The sequence below is a fragment of the Chryseobacterium sp. Bi04 genome, from assembly GCF_918698085.1.
Taxonomy (GTDB): Bacteria; Bacteroidota; Bacteroidia; order Flavobacteriales; family Weeksellaceae; genus Chryseobacterium.
Window position 1 is genome coordinate 11,844 of record NZ_CAKKLP010000022.1, and the last position, 16,801, is coordinate 28,644.

The 16,801-nt window shown below is 37.4% G+C and carries 15 protein-coding genes; 10 read left to right on the forward strand and 5 right to left on the reverse strand.

Features of this window, described 5'->3' with window-relative positions:
• Nucleotides 1–3: 3 nt before the first annotated feature.
• Both LQV47_RS21655 and LQV47_RS21660 read left to right on the forward strand, forming a co-directional pair.
• On the forward strand, nt 4–3,186 hold the full coding sequence (locus LQV47_RS21655) for an efflux RND transporter permease subunit (RefSeq protein WP_230041203.1): 3,183 nt from the start codon (nt 4–6) through the stop codon (nt 3,184–3,186).
• Between the two features lie 133 nt (nt 3,187–3,319).
• A complete protein-coding gene (locus tag LQV47_RS21660; protein WP_230041204.1) occupies nt 3,320–4,732 on the forward strand; it encodes an efflux transporter outer membrane subunit in 1,413 nt (470 codons plus the stop codon).
• 77 nt (nt 4,733–4,809) lie between these two features.
• On the opposite strand, the gene LQV47_RS21665 is transcribed toward LQV47_RS21660, so the two are convergent.
• Both LQV47_RS21665 and miaA read right to left on the reverse strand, forming a co-directional pair.
• A complete protein-coding gene (locus LQV47_RS21665) occupies nt 4,810–5,442 on the reverse strand; it encodes a phosphoglycerate mutase family protein (protein WP_230041205.1) in 633 nt (210 codons plus the stop codon).
• 146 nt (nt 5,443–5,588) lie between these two features.
• The gene (gene miaA, locus LQV47_RS21670) at nt 5,589–6,500 is read right to left on the reverse strand and encodes a tRNA (adenosine(37)-N6)-dimethylallyltransferase MiaA (protein WP_230041206.1); all 912 of its coding nucleotides are present in this window, start codon (nt 6,498–6,500) and stop codon (nt 5,589–5,591) included.
• Between the two features lie 94 nt (nt 6,501–6,594).
• Between miaA and LQV47_RS21675 the strand changes: the two genes are divergently transcribed.
• The 3 genes from LQV47_RS21675 to nadA all read left to right on the forward strand — a co-directional run bounded on the left by LQV47_RS21675 (nt 6,595) and on the right by nadA (nt 9,206).
• On the forward strand, nt 6,595–7,452 hold the full coding sequence (locus LQV47_RS21675; RefSeq protein WP_230041207.1) for a DUF1732 domain-containing protein: 858 nt from the start codon (nt 6,595–6,597) through the stop codon (nt 7,450–7,452).
• Nucleotides 7,453–7,523: 71 nt separating this feature from the next.
• Nucleotides 7,524–8,090 carry a guanylate kinase gene (gmk, locus tag LQV47_RS21680; protein ID WP_230041208.1) on the forward strand — a complete coding sequence of 189 codons (567 nt, stop codon included), beginning with the start codon at nt 7,524–7,526 and terminating at the stop codon, nt 8,088–8,090.
• Between the two features lie 96 nt (nt 8,091–8,186).
• Nucleotides 8,187–9,206, forward strand: a complete 1,020-nt coding sequence (gene nadA / locus LQV47_RS21685) for a quinolinate synthase NadA (protein ID WP_230041209.1) — start codon at nt 8,187–8,189, stop codon at nt 9,204–9,206.
• A 76-nt stretch (nt 9,207–9,282) separates the two neighbouring features.
• Here nadA and LQV47_RS21690 read toward each other — a convergent pair whose 3' ends face one another.
• The 3 genes from LQV47_RS21690 to LQV47_RS21700 are packed head-to-tail and all read right to left on the reverse strand — an operon-like array spanning nt 9,283 to nt 9,937.
• Nucleotides 9,283–9,480, reverse strand: coding sequence for a hypothetical protein (locus LQV47_RS21690; RefSeq protein ID WP_230041210.1), 198 nt, complete (start codon nt 9,478–9,480; stop codon nt 9,283–9,285).
• Between the two features lie 42 nt (nt 9,481–9,522).
• A complete protein-coding gene (locus tag LQV47_RS21695; protein ID WP_157969924.1) occupies nt 9,523–9,693 on the reverse strand; it encodes a hypothetical protein in 171 nt (56 codons plus the stop codon).
• Nucleotides 9,694–9,745: 52 nt separating this feature from the next.
• On the reverse strand, nt 9,746–9,937 hold the full coding sequence (locus LQV47_RS21700; protein ID WP_230041211.1) for a hypothetical protein: 192 nt from the start codon (nt 9,935–9,937) through the stop codon (nt 9,746–9,748).
• Nucleotides 9,938–10,281: 344 nt separating this feature from the next.
• Here LQV47_RS21700 and thrA point away from each other — a divergent pair, with 344 nt between their 5' ends.
• The 5 genes from thrA to LQV47_RS21725 are packed head-to-tail and all read left to right on the forward strand — an operon-like array spanning nt 10,282 to nt 16,775.
• Nucleotides 10,282–12,732, forward strand: coding sequence for a bifunctional aspartate kinase/homoserine dehydrogenase I (gene thrA / locus LQV47_RS21705; protein WP_230041212.1), 2,451 nt, complete (start codon nt 10,282–10,284; stop codon nt 12,730–12,732).
• A gap of 14 nt (nt 12,733–12,746) precedes the next feature.
• The gene (locus LQV47_RS21710; RefSeq protein WP_230041213.1) at nt 12,747–13,673 is read left to right on the forward strand and encodes a homoserine kinase; all 927 of its coding nucleotides are present in this window, start codon (nt 12,747–12,749) and stop codon (nt 13,671–13,673) included.
• A 24-nt stretch (nt 13,674–13,697) separates the two neighbouring features.
• Complete coding sequence (gene thrC, locus LQV47_RS21715) at nt 13,698–15,002, forward strand: threonine synthase (protein ID WP_230041214.1); 1,305 nt, start codon at nt 13,698–13,700, stop codon at nt 15,000–15,002.
• Nucleotides 15,003–15,006: 4 nt separating this feature from the next.
• Nucleotides 15,007–15,375, forward strand: coding sequence for a dihydroneopterin aldolase (folB, locus tag LQV47_RS21720; RefSeq protein ID WP_230041215.1), 369 nt, complete (start codon nt 15,007–15,009; stop codon nt 15,373–15,375).
• Nucleotides 15,376–15,410: 35 nt separating this feature from the next.
• Nucleotides 15,411–16,775 (forward strand): DUF4403 family protein, encoded by a 1,365-nt coding sequence (locus LQV47_RS21725; RefSeq protein ID WP_230041216.1) that lies wholly within the window; start codon nt 15,411–15,413, stop codon nt 16,773–16,775.
• The last annotated feature ends 26 nt before the right edge of the window (nt 16,776–16,801 follow it).

Here is a 16,801-nt window from a genome sequence, read left to right on the forward strand (position 1 = left end):
CTTATGTTAAAACAATTTATAGAAAGACCGGTACTTTCAACGGTCATCTCCATAATACTTTTGTTATTGGGAGCCTTGTCTCTCTTTAACTTACCGATTGCCCTCTTTCCGGATATTGCTCCGCCAAGTGTTCAGGTAACGGCTTTTTATCCGGGAGCGAATGCCGAAGTAGTGGCTCGTTCTGTAGCTACCCCCATTGAGGAAGCTGTGAATGGAGTTGAGAATATGACTTATATGACCTCCAATTCCAGTAACGACGGAACCATGACACTGAGCGTTTTCTTCAAACAGGGAGCTGATGCTGATAATGCAGCAGTAAACGTACAAAACCGTGTATCAAAAGCAATGAGCCAGCTTCCTCAGGAAGTAGTACAGGCCGGAATTTCAACACAGAAAGTTCAAAACAGTATGATTATGTTTATGGGACTTACCAGTGATGATCCGAAACAATACGACGAGCTTTTCTTACAAAATTACCTGAAGATCAATGTCATTCCCCAAATACAGCGTATTCCGGGAGTAGCACAGGCTCAGGTATTTGGAACAAGAGATTATTCCATGAGAATCTGGCTGAAACCGGATAGACTGGCAGCCAATAATCTTTCTCCTCAGGAAGTTCTCGCTGCAATCAAAGACCACAACCTTGAAGCGGCCCCAGGCCGTCTTGGGCAGGGAAGTAAAGAAACTTACGAGTATATCCTTAAATATAAAGGAAAGCTGAACAAAAATGAAGATTACGAAAGTATTGCCATTAAAGCAAATAATGACGGATCATTCCTAAGATTAAAAGATGTTGCAAGAGTAGAATTTGGTTCTTATACTTATACTGCAACAAACAGAGTAGACGGAAAACCGGTTGCAGGATTTGCTATTTTACAAACTGCCGGTTCTAATGCCAATGAGATCCTGACAGAAATTGAAAAACAGGTTGATGTATTGAATACTACCCTGCCAAAAGGGGTAAAGCCAATTATCATGTATAACTCCAAGGACTTTTTGGACGCTTCTATTCATCAGGTTGTTGAGACATTGGTGATCGCTTTCATTCTGGTATTTATTGTGGTGTATATTTTCCTTCAGGATTTCAGATCTACGCTTATACCGGCTATTGCAGTACCGGTTGCTATTATCGGGACGTTTTTCTTTCTGCAGCTGTTCGGTTTCAGTATCAATATGCTTACATTATTTGCTTTGGTACTGGCCATTGGTATTGTAGTGGATGATGCCATTGTAGTAGTGGAAGCCGTCCATTCTAAAATGGAACATACAGGCATGCCCGTGGAACAAGCTACCATGAACTCTATGAGTGAAATTTCCGGGGCTATTATTTCCATTACATTGGTGATGTGTGCTGTATTTATTCCGGTAGGATTTATGCAGGGCCCGGCAGGGGTCTTCTACAGACAGTTTGCTTTCACTCTGGCAATTGCCATCCTGATTTCTGCAGTAAATGCATTGACATTGAGCCCTGCTTTATGTGCCATGTTCTTAAATGATCCTCAGGGTGAGCATGGTGAACATGGTCATAAAAAAGGTTTTGGAGCGAGATTCTTCAATGCATTTAATGTGAGCTTTAACAATATGACCAGAAAATACATTTACAGTCTTAAGTTTTTAATTAAAAATAAATGGGTGGCTGTAGGAGGTCTTGTCCTTATTACAGCGGTAAGTATTTTCCTGATTAAAAAAGCACCCTCAGGATTTATTCCGACAGAAGATCAGGGATTCGTATTATATGCCGTGAACACACCTCCGGGAAGCTCACTGGAAAGAACTCACAGAGCAACTGCACAAATTGATAAAATCATTAACGGCGAAAAAGCAACCAATCACCTTTGGGTAGCAGACGGGATGAACTTCATCAGTAATGCCAATGCTTCTCCTTATTCTGCAGGTTTTATCAAGCTTAAAGATTATGACAAACGTGGGGATATGAAAGATCCTGACCAGATTGCCGCAACGTTGACAGGAAAGGTAAGCCAGGTAAAAGATGCCAACGCATTCTTCTTCAACTTCCCTACTGTACAAGGTTTCGGTAACGTTTCCGGTTTTGAATTCATGCTTCAGGATAAGACAAACGGTTCTTTTGAACAATTGGGAACCACCACACAGGCATTCATCGGAGAACTGATGAAACGTCCGGAAATTGCATTTGCATTTACAACATATGCCGCTGGAAACCCACAGTATACTATTGATGTAGACACGGACAAAGCCAATCAGCTTGGTGTTTCTATAACTGAATTGATGCAGACTATGCAGATTTATTATGGAAGTAGCTTTGTTTCGGATTTTAACAGGTTTGGTAAATATTACAGAGTAATGGCTCAGGCAGATATTCCTTATCGTACGGATATTAACTCTTTAGAAGGAATTTATGTTAAAAATAAATCCGGAGAAATGGTTCCTGCCAAGACCCTGGTTACTTTAAAAAGAACTTTTGGACCTGAAACCGTAACAAGAAATAACCTTTTCAATGCCGTAACTATTAATGGAACGCCAAAACCTGGATACAGTACCGGTGATGCCATTAAGGCTGTAGAAGAGGTAGCACAGAAATCCCTTCCCAGAGGCTATGGCTATGAATGGACAGGAATTACCCGTGAAGAGATTAAAACAGGTGGACAAACTGTATTTATCTTCCTTTTAAGTATCCTCTTTGTATACTTCCTGCTGGCAGCTCAGTATGAAAGTTATATTCTTCCGTTTGCCATTATCCTTACCATTCCTACAGGAGTATTTGGGGTATTTGCCTTCACAGGATTGGCCGGAATTGATAATAACATTTATGTGCAGGTAGGACTCATCATGCTTGTAGGGCTTTTGGCAAAAAATGCCATCCTGATTGTAGAATTTGCGGTTCAGAGAAGAAATGCAGGAAAATCACTGATTGAATCGGCTCTTCAGGCTTCAAGATTACGTTTAAGACCCATCTTAATGACCTCTTTTGCCTTTATCGTGGGTATGCTTCCATTAGTATGGACACAGGGTGCTTCTGCAAAAGGAAACCATTCCATCGGGTACAGTACTGTAGGAGGAATGCTTACAGGAGTTATTTTCGGAATTTTCATTATCCCGGTAATGTATGTGATCTTCCAATATCTGCATGAAAAAATGCCAAGCAGAAAAAAGAAAAGACTTCAGAAAAAACTACAGCAAGAGCAGGCTTTACCAGCTGTTCATTAAAATTATTGACAAATCTTAGGGATATAGAAACAATAACGTAACAAAAGGGTACACTTTACTTATTTTAAACTACAGGCTGTACCTCTATAAACTGTCCCTAAGAATTTTGTATCCTTTAAAAGCCTATTAAACAATGAAAAGAGTAAAAAATATTATATTAACGTTTGCGCTGGCTTTAGGCTCTGTTTCGTGTGTGTCCAAACTGGCATACACAGAACCGGACCTTCCGCTTCCGGAAAAGTTCCAGTATACAGCAACTGCTGATACGGCAAGCATTGCCAACCTGGAATGGAAAGAATTTTTCAGTGACTCTATTTTACAGGGGTTGATTGAAAAAGGAATTAAAAATAATTATGACCTTCAGATTGCATTAAAGCAGGTTGCCGCTTCACAGGAAAAATTGAAACAGGCAAAATATATGCAATATCCTGATGTGGGTTTTGGAGTGTCCGGCCAGATTTCTAAACCATCCAAAAACAGCATGAACGGGCAAAGCTTAAATTTATTTTTAGGACAAAGTCATGTTGAGGATTATAATGCAGCATTCAACCTTTCATGGGAAGCTGATATTTGGGGGAAGATCAAAAACCAGCAGGAAGTTTCAAGAATGCAGTATCTGCAGACTTATGAAGGCTCAAAAGCTATCCAGACCCAGGTTGTAGCAGCTATTGCTCAGGGATATTATAACCTGCTGATGCTTGATAAACAACTGGTAATTGCAAAATCCAATCTGGAATTGAGTAGTAATACATTGCTGATTACCCAGAAAATGTGGGAAAGCGGTGATACTACTTCTTTAGGGGTACAACAGTCTGCAGCGCAGAAGCAGGCAACAGAACTGCTGATTTCTCAATTGGAACAGAATATTGCTATTCAGGAAAATGCTCTAAGTATTTTGGTAGGAGAAATCCCTAGTAAAATAAACAGAACGATTGAAATGGTTGATACATCTTTACCACAGAATATAACTACCGGTCTTCCGGCAGCTATGGTAAGCCGCAGACCGGATGTACGCCAGCAGGAGCTTGTTTTACTGGAGTCCAATGCTTTTGTCGGAATTGCACAGGCCAATATGTATCCTGCCTTAAAGATTACAGCTAACGGAGGGGTCAATTCCTTCAAATTTGATAACTGGTTTCAGATTCCGGCATCATTATTCGGATCTGTTTTAGGAGGAATTACCCAACCTATTTTCCAGAAAAGGCAACTGAAAACGGATCTCGAAGTAGCCAAAATTCAAAGAGAAAAAAATGTTTTGGCCTTCCGCCAATCGGTATTGAATGCCGTGGGTGAAGTTTCTGATGCCCTGGTTTCTAATGAAAATTTAAAAATCCAGGAACAAAAAGCAACGGAACAGTCTACTACATTAAAAGACGGAATTAAAAGTGCACAGCTTCTTTATAGAGGAGGTTCAGCCAATTATCTCGAAGTAATTACCGCACAGGGCAACTCACTTCAGGCAGAGCTGAATCTGGCTTCCATTAAAAGACAGAGATTAAGCAGCATTGTAGATTTATACAGAGCGCTTGGTGGCGGTTGGAAGTAGTAAATTAAATTATATTGTTATCATGCAGTCCTCTTTCAGGACTGCATTTTTATTTAAACCCATAATGTTCTGATAGGTCAGGGTGTGCTTTGACCATATTTTTTTTGAACTGCAAATACGGATCCCGCTGTAGCAGAGTTTTTTGTAATAAATATATTATCAAACTGGGTTTCACTAATTGTCACATTCAATGTGTTATTACTCAATACTTTTACCATATCAGGAACTGTATTTGAATGCCCAACAATAACTACAACTTTTCCCTGATTTTGGGCAAGAATGCTGTTGATAAATAATTGAGTAGCAGCAATGGTAGTAGCTGGTGTATATTCTTTAATCGTAATTCCTTTGCTCACTGCTAGTGGGCTGGCTGTTTGCCGGGTGCGGTTATATGGGGTGGTATAAATATTATCTATATGAACATTTTCCAATAAGCGTTTTAATTCATCTGCCCTCAACTTCCCGGCACTGGTAAGATTAGGATCAGTTCCAAAATTTTCTTTTTCTGCATGTCTCAATAGAATGCATACCGTTTCTGTACTGCTGATTTCTGACGGAAGAGGAATGCCTAATGGATTCTCAGTTCGCATAGCTGTATTCGCAATGCGGTTTTCTGCGGTACCTTGTTGATTTTCCTGGCTGGAAACTCTTTCACAACTTGTGAAAAAGACCATAATAAATGCCAATCCTGAAATAATTAATTTCTTCATAATGGTGTTAAATTGTGTTTTTAAAAATCTCTTATGTATTAGTAAGGAAATTTAATATAAAAAACACATATAAAGCTAATTACGAAAAAAAATAATGATTATATCAATGATATATTAAGTATTTCTCTAAAATCAATATTATCCCATTATATATTTTGAATAGAAAGATATTCAATTAAATTATTGAAATCATTTTGGCTGTAACCTAATGATAAATAGTAGATATCATCTGCTTTTCTATACCAGGTCAGCTGGCGTTTAGCATACCTGCGGCTGTTTTTTTTAATTTCAGATACCGCAAAATCCAGATCCCATTCTCCGTCAAAGTATTTGAATAATTCAGCATAGCCTACCGTATTTAAAGCTGTTAGCCCTTTGAATTTTTCAAGCCCTTTCACCTCTTTCAGTAAGCCTTTCTCCATCATTATATCTACCCTGCGGTTGATTCTGTCATACAATTCTTCTCTTGGAGCCTCTATTCCAATTCTGATCACCTTAAAATCTCTGGAATCCTGGGAAGTGGCAATCAGTTCAGAATATTTTTTTTGAGTCTGCCAGATCACATCAATGGCACGAAGAAGTCTCCGGTGGTTGTGAATATCCACTACTTCAAAATACTCCGGATCAAGCTCTTTTAAAATCTCCTGAAGCTTTTCTATACCTTCCTGCTCCATTATTCCCTGAAGCTTTTCCTGGTTTTCAAGATTAGCTTCCGGCAAATCATTTAAGCCTTCAATCACTGCTTTTTCATACATCATACTGCCACCCACAAGAATTACGGTATCGTGATCTTTAAAAAGTTCATTAAGTTTTTGCAAAGCATCTTCTTCATATTGCCCGATAGAATAATATTCTTCAACGGAAAGATTCCCTATAAAATGATGAGGAGCTTCAGCCAGTTCCTCTTCAGAAGGAGAAGCTGTCCCAATTTTCATTTCTTTAAAAAACTGTCTGGAATCACAGGAAACAATCTCTGTATTGAAATATTGAGCCAGGTCAATTGCCAATCTTGTTTTACCAATTCCGGTGGGTCCTACTACAGAAATCAAATTTTTCATCAGTTCACATTCATTATTTTATCGGTCAGATAGAATCTTTACAGATTTCACAGTGCTAATTTAAATGTTTATCTTTGTAGAACAATAAAAAACTATGATTTTATCAATGACTGGCTTCGGTAGAGCCGAAGGTGTTTTTGAAGGAAAAAAAATAACAATAGATATTAAATCATTGAACAGCAAGAGCTTTGATTTAAATATCAAGATTCCTTTACGTTATAAAGAAAAAGAATTTGAAATCAGAAAAATTCTTAATGATAGAATTATCCGTGGAAAGGTAGACTGCTACGTTAATCTGGAGAACCTGGAAGAGTCTAATGATGTAAAAATCAATAAAAATTTAATTGATTCATACATCAATGAACTTAAAACCATTACTTCAGACGGGCCTGATTATGAATATCTTAAAATGGCAGTAAGACTTCCTGATGCCATTACTTCAAGACCTGATGAACTTACAGATGGGGAATGGGAAGCTTTGGCAAAAATTGTCAGTGCAGCTATTGACCGTTTTGAAGAGTTCAGAAAAACTGAAGGAAGCATTTTACATGAAGAATTAAACAGAAACATCCAGAATATTGATAAATATCTTGGTGAAGTGATTCCTTTTGAAGAAGAAAGAATTATCAGTGTGAAAGAACGTTATCAGAAATCTTTGAAAGAATTTGAAAATGTAGATGAAACACGTTTCTACCAGGAAATGGCTTACTTCACAGAGAAGCTTGATATTTCAGAGGAAAAGGTAAGACTTACCCAACATTTGAAATATTATAAAGAAGTAATGGATAATGAATCTTTCAATGGAAAAAAACTGGGCTTTATTTCTCAGGAAATCGGAAGAGAGATCAATACATTAGGTTCAAAAGCCAATCATGCCCAAATTCAGAAGCTTGTGGTTATGATGAAAGATGATTTGGAAAAAATTAAAGAACAGACGTTAAACGTATTATAGACGATAGACCTATAGACATGAGATGAGAGATTTGGTCTCCTGTCTCTCATCTAAAAATCTCTAAAATCTAAATGGATAAAGTAATTATATTTTCAGCACCATCCGGGAGCGGAAAAACTACATTGGTAAAGCATTCTTTGGAAACATTTCCGGAGCTGAAGTTTTCAATCTCCTGTACAACAAGACAACCGAGAGGAAGTGAAGTTCATGCAGTAGATTATCACTTTTTAACTCCTGATCAGTTCAGGGAGAAAATTGCAGAAGGAGCTTTTGTAGAATATGAGGAAGTATATACTGATAAATATTACGGTACTTTAAAATCTGAGGTAGAAAAAATCTGGAATCAGGGAAAAGTTGTTATTTTTGATGTAGATGTAAAAGGAGGGATTTCTTTAAAAAAATATTTTGGTGAGAAAGCACTGTCTATTTTTATAGAACCCCCTTCCATTGAAGAATTGGAACGAAGATTGATTTCAAGAAATACAGATGATGCTGAAACCATCAAAACCCGCGTAGCAAAGGCAGAAGAAGAAATGTCCTATGCAAAGGATTTTGACAAGATCGTCATCAACAGTGATCTTGACCAAGCTAAAATAGAAATAGAAAGTTTAATAAAAAGTTTTATAGAAAGAAACTAGAATGTAGACATAGAAGTCAGTTAAAAATATGTGGATCACTTTTTACAGACTACAATCTACCTATACCTTCTATAAAGAAAAAAAATTGAGGTTGATATGAGTACCGAAACATTAGAAAAAGCTAAATCTGCAATTCCTGTAAAGGGATTTCTGGATATAAAGGATATAGCAATTCCTCAGGGTGAAGAATTGGTAAAAGCCATTCTTAAACTTAAAGAAGAGAAGAATGCTGTCATTCTTGCCCACTATTACCAACCGGGAGAAATTCAGGATATTGCTGATTTCCTTGGAGATTCTTTACAGCTGGCAAGGCAGGCTAAAGATACAAATGCTGATATGATTGTATTCTGTGGAGTGCATTTCATGGCAGAAGCTGCAAAAATTCTGAACCCCACTAAAAAAGTAGTTCTTCCAGACACTATGGCAGGATGCTCTTTGGCAGACGGATGTTCCGGAGAAGGATTGAGAAAAATGCGCGAGCATCATCCCAATGCCTTAATTGCTACTTACATCAACTGTAACGCAGAAACAAAAGCGGAAAGTGATATCATTGTAACAAGTTCAAATGCGGAAACCGTAATTGAAGCATTACCGACCGACCGGCCGATCATTTTTGCCCCGGATAAAAACTTAGGAAGATACTTATCTAAGAAAACCGGTCGTGATATGATCCTTTGGGATGGAAGCTGTATAGTACATGAAGCATTTTCTATGGAGAGAATTGCCAAGCAATTAGCGGATAATCCTGATGCAAAACTGATAGCACACCCGGAAAGTGAAGAAGCCGTACTAAAACTGGCTCACTTTATTGGTTCCACATCCGCTCTATTGAATTATGTAGAAAAAGATGACTGTCAGAAATTCATCATTGCCACAGAAGAAGGAATCCTTCATGAAATGAGAAAACGTGCTCCTCATAAAGAATTGATCCCGGCATTAGTTTTCGATGAAAGCTGTAACTGTTCGGAATGTTTCTATATGAAACGCAATACAATGGAGAAACTGTATTTGTGTATGAAATATGAACTTCCGGAAATTCTTATCGACGAAGAATTAAGGTTAAGAGCATTAAAACCCATTGAGGCGATGCTTGATCTTTCAAAAAGCATAAAATAAGCAAAAAGCACTGTTGTCACAGTGCTTTTTTTATATTCGTCGTCTATCCGGAGATAGTAATTAAATCAGTTTTCAGTTACCAATCTCCAAAACAATAAATACTTACTCTTACACAATTCCTTTCTTTGCAGTATTCGGGTAAGGCAAAATAATTATCGCAAGTTTGGTTGTATTCAGGACCAGGGCCATACTTATTTTGAGTAGGACATCCTGCACAAATAGATGAATCGGCACCTTTAATATTCTTCAGTTTATTTCTTGATAACTTTTTCATATGATATTCATTTTAATAGGTTAAGCTTACAATATTTTTTGTTTATAGCATAGGTGCATAACATTTTCCTCCAGGTTTTAGCCAGCATCCCCATCTACCGCCTCCCATAAAACATACAAACTGTTCACCACCACATGCTTCAATCTGGATTTGTGTTGCACCACCATTAATCATTTTTTTCTCGTCTCTTGATAATTTTTTAATTGTTTTCATAATGTTATTATTTAATGATTTGTAAAAAAAGATAGGCATTTCTTATATTAAATTAATGAGGATCAAAGCACTCATAGCTTACCAACACTCTACCTTTGCAGCACTCCGGTAACCCGTGATAGTCGCCACAGGATTTTGGCTGGTCAGGTCCATACGGTCCATCAGGACAGTATTCATTACAAACACCAATACCGCCATTCACAGACTTTAGATTTTGCCTGTGGATTTTTTTTAAATTTCTCATGCTTATTTTTATTATGGTTAATACACTAAAAGTAAGATTTTTAATTAGTTAAATCTAATATTTTAACAAATATTTCTCCAAAAAAGGAATTAAAATAAACTATCTGAAATAATTTGCCATTTCAAATTAATTTGTACATTTGTCTTGTCAATGAATTTATTAAGAAACATATCTGATATTTCTGCTCTGAAATTACCTATTTCAGGCATATCTTCTGTTTCTACATTTACAACTACAACAACTACCCCATAACGGGGTAAATTTTCACATATTATTTCCGGTACCTGTACTCTTTTTTCTAAAGAGTAAACATTTTGTTTTATCCAACCTTAAATAAATAATTGATGAAAATTTTAAAATTTGGCGGAACATCAGTCGCCACCTCCCAAAATATTTTGCTGGTAGAAAATATTATAAAAAGAGAATCATTGCAAAGCAGAGCAGTCGTTGTAGTATCCGCACTTCATGGTGTAACGGATCAGCTGATTAAAGCAGCTGAATATGCCTCTCAAAAAAATGAAAATTACTTGCAGCTTATCACGAATCTTGAAGAGAAACATTTAATCTTGGTCAAAGAGCTTATCCCTGTTTTAGAACAAAGTTCATGGCTGAGTTTTGTTAAAAAACATTTTAATGATCTGGAGGATCTTTATAATGGCATTTTTGTATTAGGTGAATTTACCCCCAGAATAAAAGATAAAATAGCTTCATACGGTGAGTTTTTATCTTCAAATATTATTGCAGCAAGACTTCAGTCTGAAGGTTTAGACTGCCTGTGGATGAATGCTGGAGAACTGATCAGAACTGACAGCAGTTTTACCAATGCTAAAGTACATTTTGATCATACAGGAGACAATCTGAAAAAATATCTCAGCGAACATCAGAATCAAATCATTATCTGCCCCGGTTTTATTGCCCGTGATGAAAAAAACAATACAACAACGTTAGGGCGGGGAGGTTCCGATTACACTGCTTCTATCATTGCTGCGGCCATTCAGGCTGAAGAACTTCAGATATGGACAGACGTAAACGGAATGATGACTGCCGATCCCCGTCTGGCATCCAATGCAAAACCTATTGCAGAAATCTCTTATCATGAAGCAATGGAACTCTCTCATTTCGGAGCTAAAGTGCTATATCCACCTTCCATCCAACCTGTGATGATCAAAAATATTGATCTTAAAATCAAAAATACTTTTGATCCTGATGCCCGGGGAACATTGGTTTCCCATCATCTAACAGCTTCAGAGAATGATAAAAAACAAATTGCAGTAGGAATATCAAACATGAGTAGTATTGCTCTTCTTACTTTAGAAGGAAGCGGAATGGTAGGTATCCCGGGGATTTCTGCAAAGCTATTCCAATGCCTGAGCCATGAAAAGATTAATATCATTCTTATTACCCAGGGTTCTTCGGAACATTCTATCACTATAGCCATTAATGAAAAGGACATCTTTTATGCAGAAGTTGCCATCAACGCTTCTTTTGCAGATGATATTAATCTAAAAAGAATTGCTCCGGTAAAAATAGAACCCGGGCTTTCTATTATTGCCCTGATAGGAGAAAATATGAAAAGCAGAAGTGGTGTGAGTGCTAAAATGTTCGGGTGCCTTGGAAATAATGGCATCAATATAAGAGCTATTGCACAGGGTTCCTCGGAAAGAAATATCAGCATAGTCATTTCAGAAAATGACACCAAAAAAACAGTCAATATCCTTCATGAAGAATTTTTTGAATCTGAAATAAAACAAATACACCTTTATATCTGTGGAACAGGTAATGTAGGTTCCAAACTGATACAGCAGATTTATAATCAGAATCCTTATCTGAGAGAAAATTTCCTGATCAATTTAAGAATTGCCGGGTTGTCCAATAGCCGTCACATGATATTTTCAGATCAGGGAATAAGCCGGGAGGAATATTCGGGCTGGAAAGAGCAGGGTGAAAAAGCTTCTGCCCAAAGATTTGCAGAGGAAATTATATCCCGTAATCTTCGGAATTCTGTTTTCGTAGATGTTACAGCAAGCTCTAAAATCCCGGAAGTCTATGAAAGCCTGTTAAAAAGGAGTATTAATATTGTTGCCTGTAATAAAATAGCAGCCTCATCAGATTTTGAAACCTATAAAACATTAAAAAATACAGCGAGAAACCACAGTTGCAGTTTCTATTTTGAAACGAATGTAGGGGCTGGGCTTCCGGTTATAGGCACTATCAGTGATTTGATCAAGAGTGGTGATAGAATTACATCAATTCAGGCCGTACTCAGCGGAACATTAAATTTTGTCTTTAATAATTATGATGGAAGCAGAACTTTCTCCGAAGTGGTTGCACAGGCTCAGAAAGAAGGATACACAGAACCTGATCCCAGACTTGATCTTTCAGGAACTGATGTAGCCCGCAAGATTTTAATCCTCGCCAGAGAAGCCGGATATCCGCTTCAATTTGAAGAAATAGAAAATACCAGTTTCCTTCCTGAAGAATGTATGCAGGGAAGTGTAGAAGATTTTTATGAAAAGCTTACAAAATATGAAGACCATTTTAAAAATCTGCTTAATGAATCCCGAAAAGCCGGCAAAATTTTAAAATATACTGCCGAGTTTAAAAACGGAAAAGCCAACGTAGGGTTACAGCATGTAGCTCCGGAAAGTGACTTGTTTCATCTTTATGGCAAAGATAATATAGTCATTTTTCAAACGTTACGATATTCCGAACAACCATTGGTGGTAAAAGGAGCCGGGGCTGGGGCTGAGGTAACGGCAAGCGGTGTTTTTGCAGATATTATGCGCTCAATTTAAAAAAAACAGAAATTATGAAAAGAATACGATTAAAAATACCTGCTACAGTGGCCAATCTGGTTTGTGGGTTTGATATTTTAGGAATGGCTATACATGATCCTTATGACGAAATGGAGCTGAGAATACTGGATGCTCCCGAAATTATTATAAAACATGAAGATCTCTTCGGACTTCCTGAAGAATCTTCAAAAAATGTGGCAGGCATTGTATTGCTGAAGATTCAGGAACACTTTAACCTTTCTCATGGTTTTGAGGTGATCATCCGTAAACATATAAAACCGGGAAGCGGGCTCGGCTCCAGTGCGGCAAGTGCCGCCGGAGCCGCCTTTGGTGCCAATGTGTTATTAGGAAATATTTTATCTGCGGATGAGATGATTCATTTTGCCATGTTTGGAGAAGAGCTTGCTTCGGGAGTACGTCACGCAGACAATATTGCCCCTTGCATTTACGGTGGGATCACATTGGTAAAATCCACCCATCCTCTAGACATCATTCCATTGAATGCTCCTGAGCTTTTTGTAGCAGCAGTACATCCTCAGGTTGAAGTAAAAACTTCAGATTCACGGCAAATTTTAAAGAAAACTATCTCGTTAAAAAACGCAGTTGAACAATGGGGAAACATCGCCGGGTTAGTAGCAGGGATTCAGAATAACGATTTCTCTCTCATTGGCAGAAGCCTTAATGATGTTATTATAGAGCCTGTCAGAAGTATTTTAATTCCAAAATTTGATGAAATTAAAATGAAAAGTATAGAAATCGGTGCCTTAGGAGGTGGAATTTCAGGATCAGGACCTTCTATTTTTATGCTGGCCGAGAAAAAAGAAACAGCAGAGGAAATTGCCCTGATGATGAAGTCTGTTTACGATGAAGCAGGGATTGAAAGTTTGGTATATGTATCCAAAATAAACCCTTCAGGGATTGAAATCATTGAAAAAGTATAATTAAGAATATAGAAGATAATACAGATGAACTATTATAATTTAAAAGACAGCTTAGAAAAAGTTGATTTCAGAACAGCAACTATAAAAGGCCAGGGAAAAGAAAAAGGATTGTTTTTCCCGGAAAGCATTCCTCAGTTTGAAGAGGAGTTTATTCAAAATCTTAATCAATATACTCATGAAGAAATTGCCTACAGGTGTATGAGAGATTTCGTGGGAGATGAAATTCCAGAGGAGATATTGTGGGAAATTGTTTCAGAAACGGTCAGTTTTGATATTCCTTTGAAAAAAATTAACGATAAAATATCCATTTTAGAACTTTTTCATGGTCCTACTTTAGCATTCAAAGATATTGGAGCCCGATTTATGAGCCGGTGTCTTTCTTATTTCTTAAAAGATCAGGGAAAAAAAGTGACGGTACTTGTTGCCACTTCAGGAGATACAGGAGGTGCCGTTGCTCATGGTTTTTATAAGCTTCCGGAAATTGATGTAGTTATACTTTATCCCAAAAACAGAGTAAGCCCGGTTCAGGAAAAACAACTCACGGCACTCGGTGAGAATATTTCAGCACTGGAGATCAACGGAAGTTTTGATGACTGCCAAAGCCTGGTAAAACAAGCATTTTCAGATAAAGAAATTAATGATCATTTATTTTTGACGTCCGCCAATTCTATCAATGTGGCAAGATGGCTTCCCCAACAGATGTATTACTTACTCGCCTTAAAACAATGGAGCCAATATGAAACTGAAAAACCTGTAATATGTGTTCCCAGTGGAAATTTCGGGAATATTTGTGCCGGGCTTCTGGCTCATTTCCGGGGGCTTCCGGCGGAGCATTTCATCGCGGCCTGCAATGAAAATGACACAGTTCCGGATTATCTGAACACTCAAAATTTTATCCCTCAAAAAGCAGTAGCTACCCTATCCAATGCAATGGATGTAGGAGATCCCAGTAATTTTGTGAGGATTTTAGAGCTTTTTGATCATCAGTTTGATCATTTAAAAAATAAAGTCTCCGGATATTCAGTAGATGACCAGCAGACTTTAGAAACTATTGCTGATGTTTATAAAAAATATCATTACATTCTTGATCCTCACAGCGCCGTTGCCTTCACCTCACTGGAACAGTACTTAGAAGTAAATCCTGGCAAGAAAGGATTTATTCTCGGAACTGCACATCCGGTAAAATTTCCTGAAGCCGTAGAAAAAGCTACTGCTATAAAAGTGGAAATTCCTGAAGCGTTGAGTGACCTCATGAAAAAGGAGAAAAAAACTGTAGAAATAAGTTCGGATTTTAAAGAATTAAAGCGATTTTTGCTTAGTAAAATTTGAGACAATGAGTAAAATATATCTTGAGGATGTAAAAATATATGCCTACCACGGTGTACTCCCGGAAGAGAATATTATAGGAACATATTATATTCTAAACCTGGAGCTTCACACTGACCTTTGGGAAGCTGCGGAATCCGATAATCTGAATGACACCATAAGTTATGCAGATATCAATGACATTATTCATACCGAGATGAAGATCAAATCAAAACTTCTGGAACATGTGGCAGGAAGAATAATATCTAAAATCCATGACAACTTTCCTCAGATTGACTACATCAGACTCAGAGTAACCAAAACGGCTCCTCCTATGCAGGGAGAAATGAGAGGAGCCAGCATTGAGCTTGAAAAAAGTTTTAAACCGGGAAATTAAAATTCTTATTTTCGTTTCATAAAAAAGATAGACCGTTGAAATTCATTAAAATATTATTTTTAGTAGCATGTATCAATGCTTTTGGCCAGGCCAGCGTTGATAATCAATTAGCCAGTTACAATTTTCCAAAGATCAAATCCAGTATTACAATGCCGGTAACGATCCCTCTTTCGGAACTTAGTAATATGATCAATGCTTCGGTAAAAGAGCTTGTGTATCAGGATGACTCTTATACCGATAATAATAACGACCAGTTTAAAGTAAAGGTATGGAAAACCAGGCCTATTCGTCTGGTAGGAGGAACCAGCCAAAACTTATTAATTGAAGTTCCTTTAAAAGTGTGGGCAGAAAAAGGCATTGGAACATTAGGCGTGTATACGTATCAAAATACAACCTTTGAAACGGTGATGTCTTTTAATACGACAGTAAGCTTAAAAAATAACTGGACCATTACCACCAATACTCAGCCCAATGGCTTCAGATGGGTTACAAAACCAGTCCTGGATTATGGAAGAATACAAATTCCTATCACACCTATTGTTGAAAAAAGCCTCCGGGAACAACAGCAAAAATTCTGTAAAACCATTGATCAGCAAATGGCTACCCAGCTGAACTTTCAACAATATGCATTAATGGCCTGGAATACTTTTCTACAGCCGTTCAATATTTCTGAGGAATATAATACTTGGCTGAAAATAAGCCCTGTTGGGGTCAATATCACTCCTTTAAAATTCTACGGGAACCAGATCAATGCCACACTTGGAATGGATATTTATTCTGAAACTTTTACAGGAAGTAAGCCTGTGGCCTCTCAACCTGTAACTGCAGTAACGAATTTCAACTTCTCTCCTACTGTTGCAGATAAATTTCTTTTGCAGACTACAGCCAATATCCCTTTTACAGAAGCCAGCAGCATGGCCAGAAAGACTTTCTTAAATAAAGAATTTGACATACGGGATTCTAAAGTAAAAGTAACAGACATCAGAGTCTACGGTGTTGACAACCGGGTTATCCTCGAAGCCCAAACCGACGGCTACATCAAAGGAACAGCTATCATTTCAGGGATTCCGGTGTATGACGAAGCAAAAAGAAAAATTGTTTTATCAGAAACCAAATTTAAACTGAAAACCACCAATATCCTGCAAAAAACAGCTTCCGTATTATTTCAGGGGAAAATTGTCAAAATGATTGAAGAGGAATACGGTATCCCAACTCAGGAACTGGAAGAAGCATCCAGAAAAAGTATTGAAGATGCTTTTAACAAAGAATATTATAAAGGGTTAAAGATGAATGGAAAAGTTTTTAATCTTAAACCCAGTAAAATCCTGCTGAACAGCACAGGAATTACCGCTGTAATTGATACAAATGCAGCATTAAAACTTCTTGTCAACGGATTTTAAACTTCAAATAAAATTAATTATAAAAA

What these genes read in the sequence shown, in the direction of transcription:
- thrA (WP_230041212.1), top strand. Translation starts at nt 10,282, where the DNA reads ATGAAAATTTTAAAATTTGGCGGAACATCAGTCGCCACCTCCCAAAAT.
- thrC (WP_230041214.1), top strand. Translation starts at nt 13,698, where the DNA reads ATGAACTATTATAATTTAAAAGACAGCTTAGAAAAAGTTGATTTCAGA.
- LQV47_RS21710 (WP_230041213.1), top strand. Translation starts at nt 12,747, where the DNA reads ATGAAAAGAATACGATTAAAAATACCTGCTACAGTGGCCAATCTGGTT.
- miaA (WP_230041206.1), bottom strand. Translation starts at nt 6,500, where the DNA reads ATGAAAAATTTGATTTCTGTAGTAGGACCCACCGGAATTGGTAAAACA.
- LQV47_RS21655 (WP_230041203.1), top strand. Translation starts at nt 4, where the DNA reads ATGTTAAAACAATTTATAGAAAGACCGGTACTTTCAACGGTCATCTCC.
- folB (WP_230041215.1), top strand. Translation starts at nt 15,007, where the DNA reads ATGAGTAAAATATATCTTGAGGATGTAAAAATATATGCCTACCACGGT.
- nadA (WP_230041209.1), top strand. Translation starts at nt 8,187, where the DNA reads ATGAGTACCGAAACATTAGAAAAAGCTAAATCTGCAATTCCTGTAAAG.
- LQV47_RS21660 (WP_230041204.1), top strand. Translation starts at nt 3,320, where the DNA reads ATGAAAAGAGTAAAAAATATTATATTAACGTTTGCGCTGGCTTTAGGC.
- LQV47_RS21675 (WP_230041207.1), top strand. Translation starts at nt 6,595, where the DNA reads ATGATTTTATCAATGACTGGCTTCGGTAGAGCCGAAGGTGTTTTTGAA.
- LQV47_RS21695 (WP_157969924.1), bottom strand. Translation starts at nt 9,693, where the DNA reads ATGAAAACAATTAAAAAATTATCAAGAGACGAGAAAAAAATGATTAAT.
- LQV47_RS21700 (WP_230041211.1), bottom strand. Translation starts at nt 9,937, where the DNA reads ATGAGAAATTTAAAAAAAATCCACAGGCAAAATCTAAAGTCTGTGAAT.
- LQV47_RS21690 (WP_230041210.1), bottom strand. Translation starts at nt 9,480, where the DNA reads ATGAAAAAGTTATCAAGAAATAAACTGAAGAATATTAAAGGTGCCGAT.
- LQV47_RS21665 (WP_230041205.1), bottom strand. Translation starts at nt 5,442, where the DNA reads ATGAAGAAATTAATTATTTCAGGATTGGCATTTATTATGGTCTTTTTC.
- gmk (WP_230041208.1), top strand. Translation starts at nt 7,524, where the DNA reads ATGGATAAAGTAATTATATTTTCAGCACCATCCGGGAGCGGAAAAACT.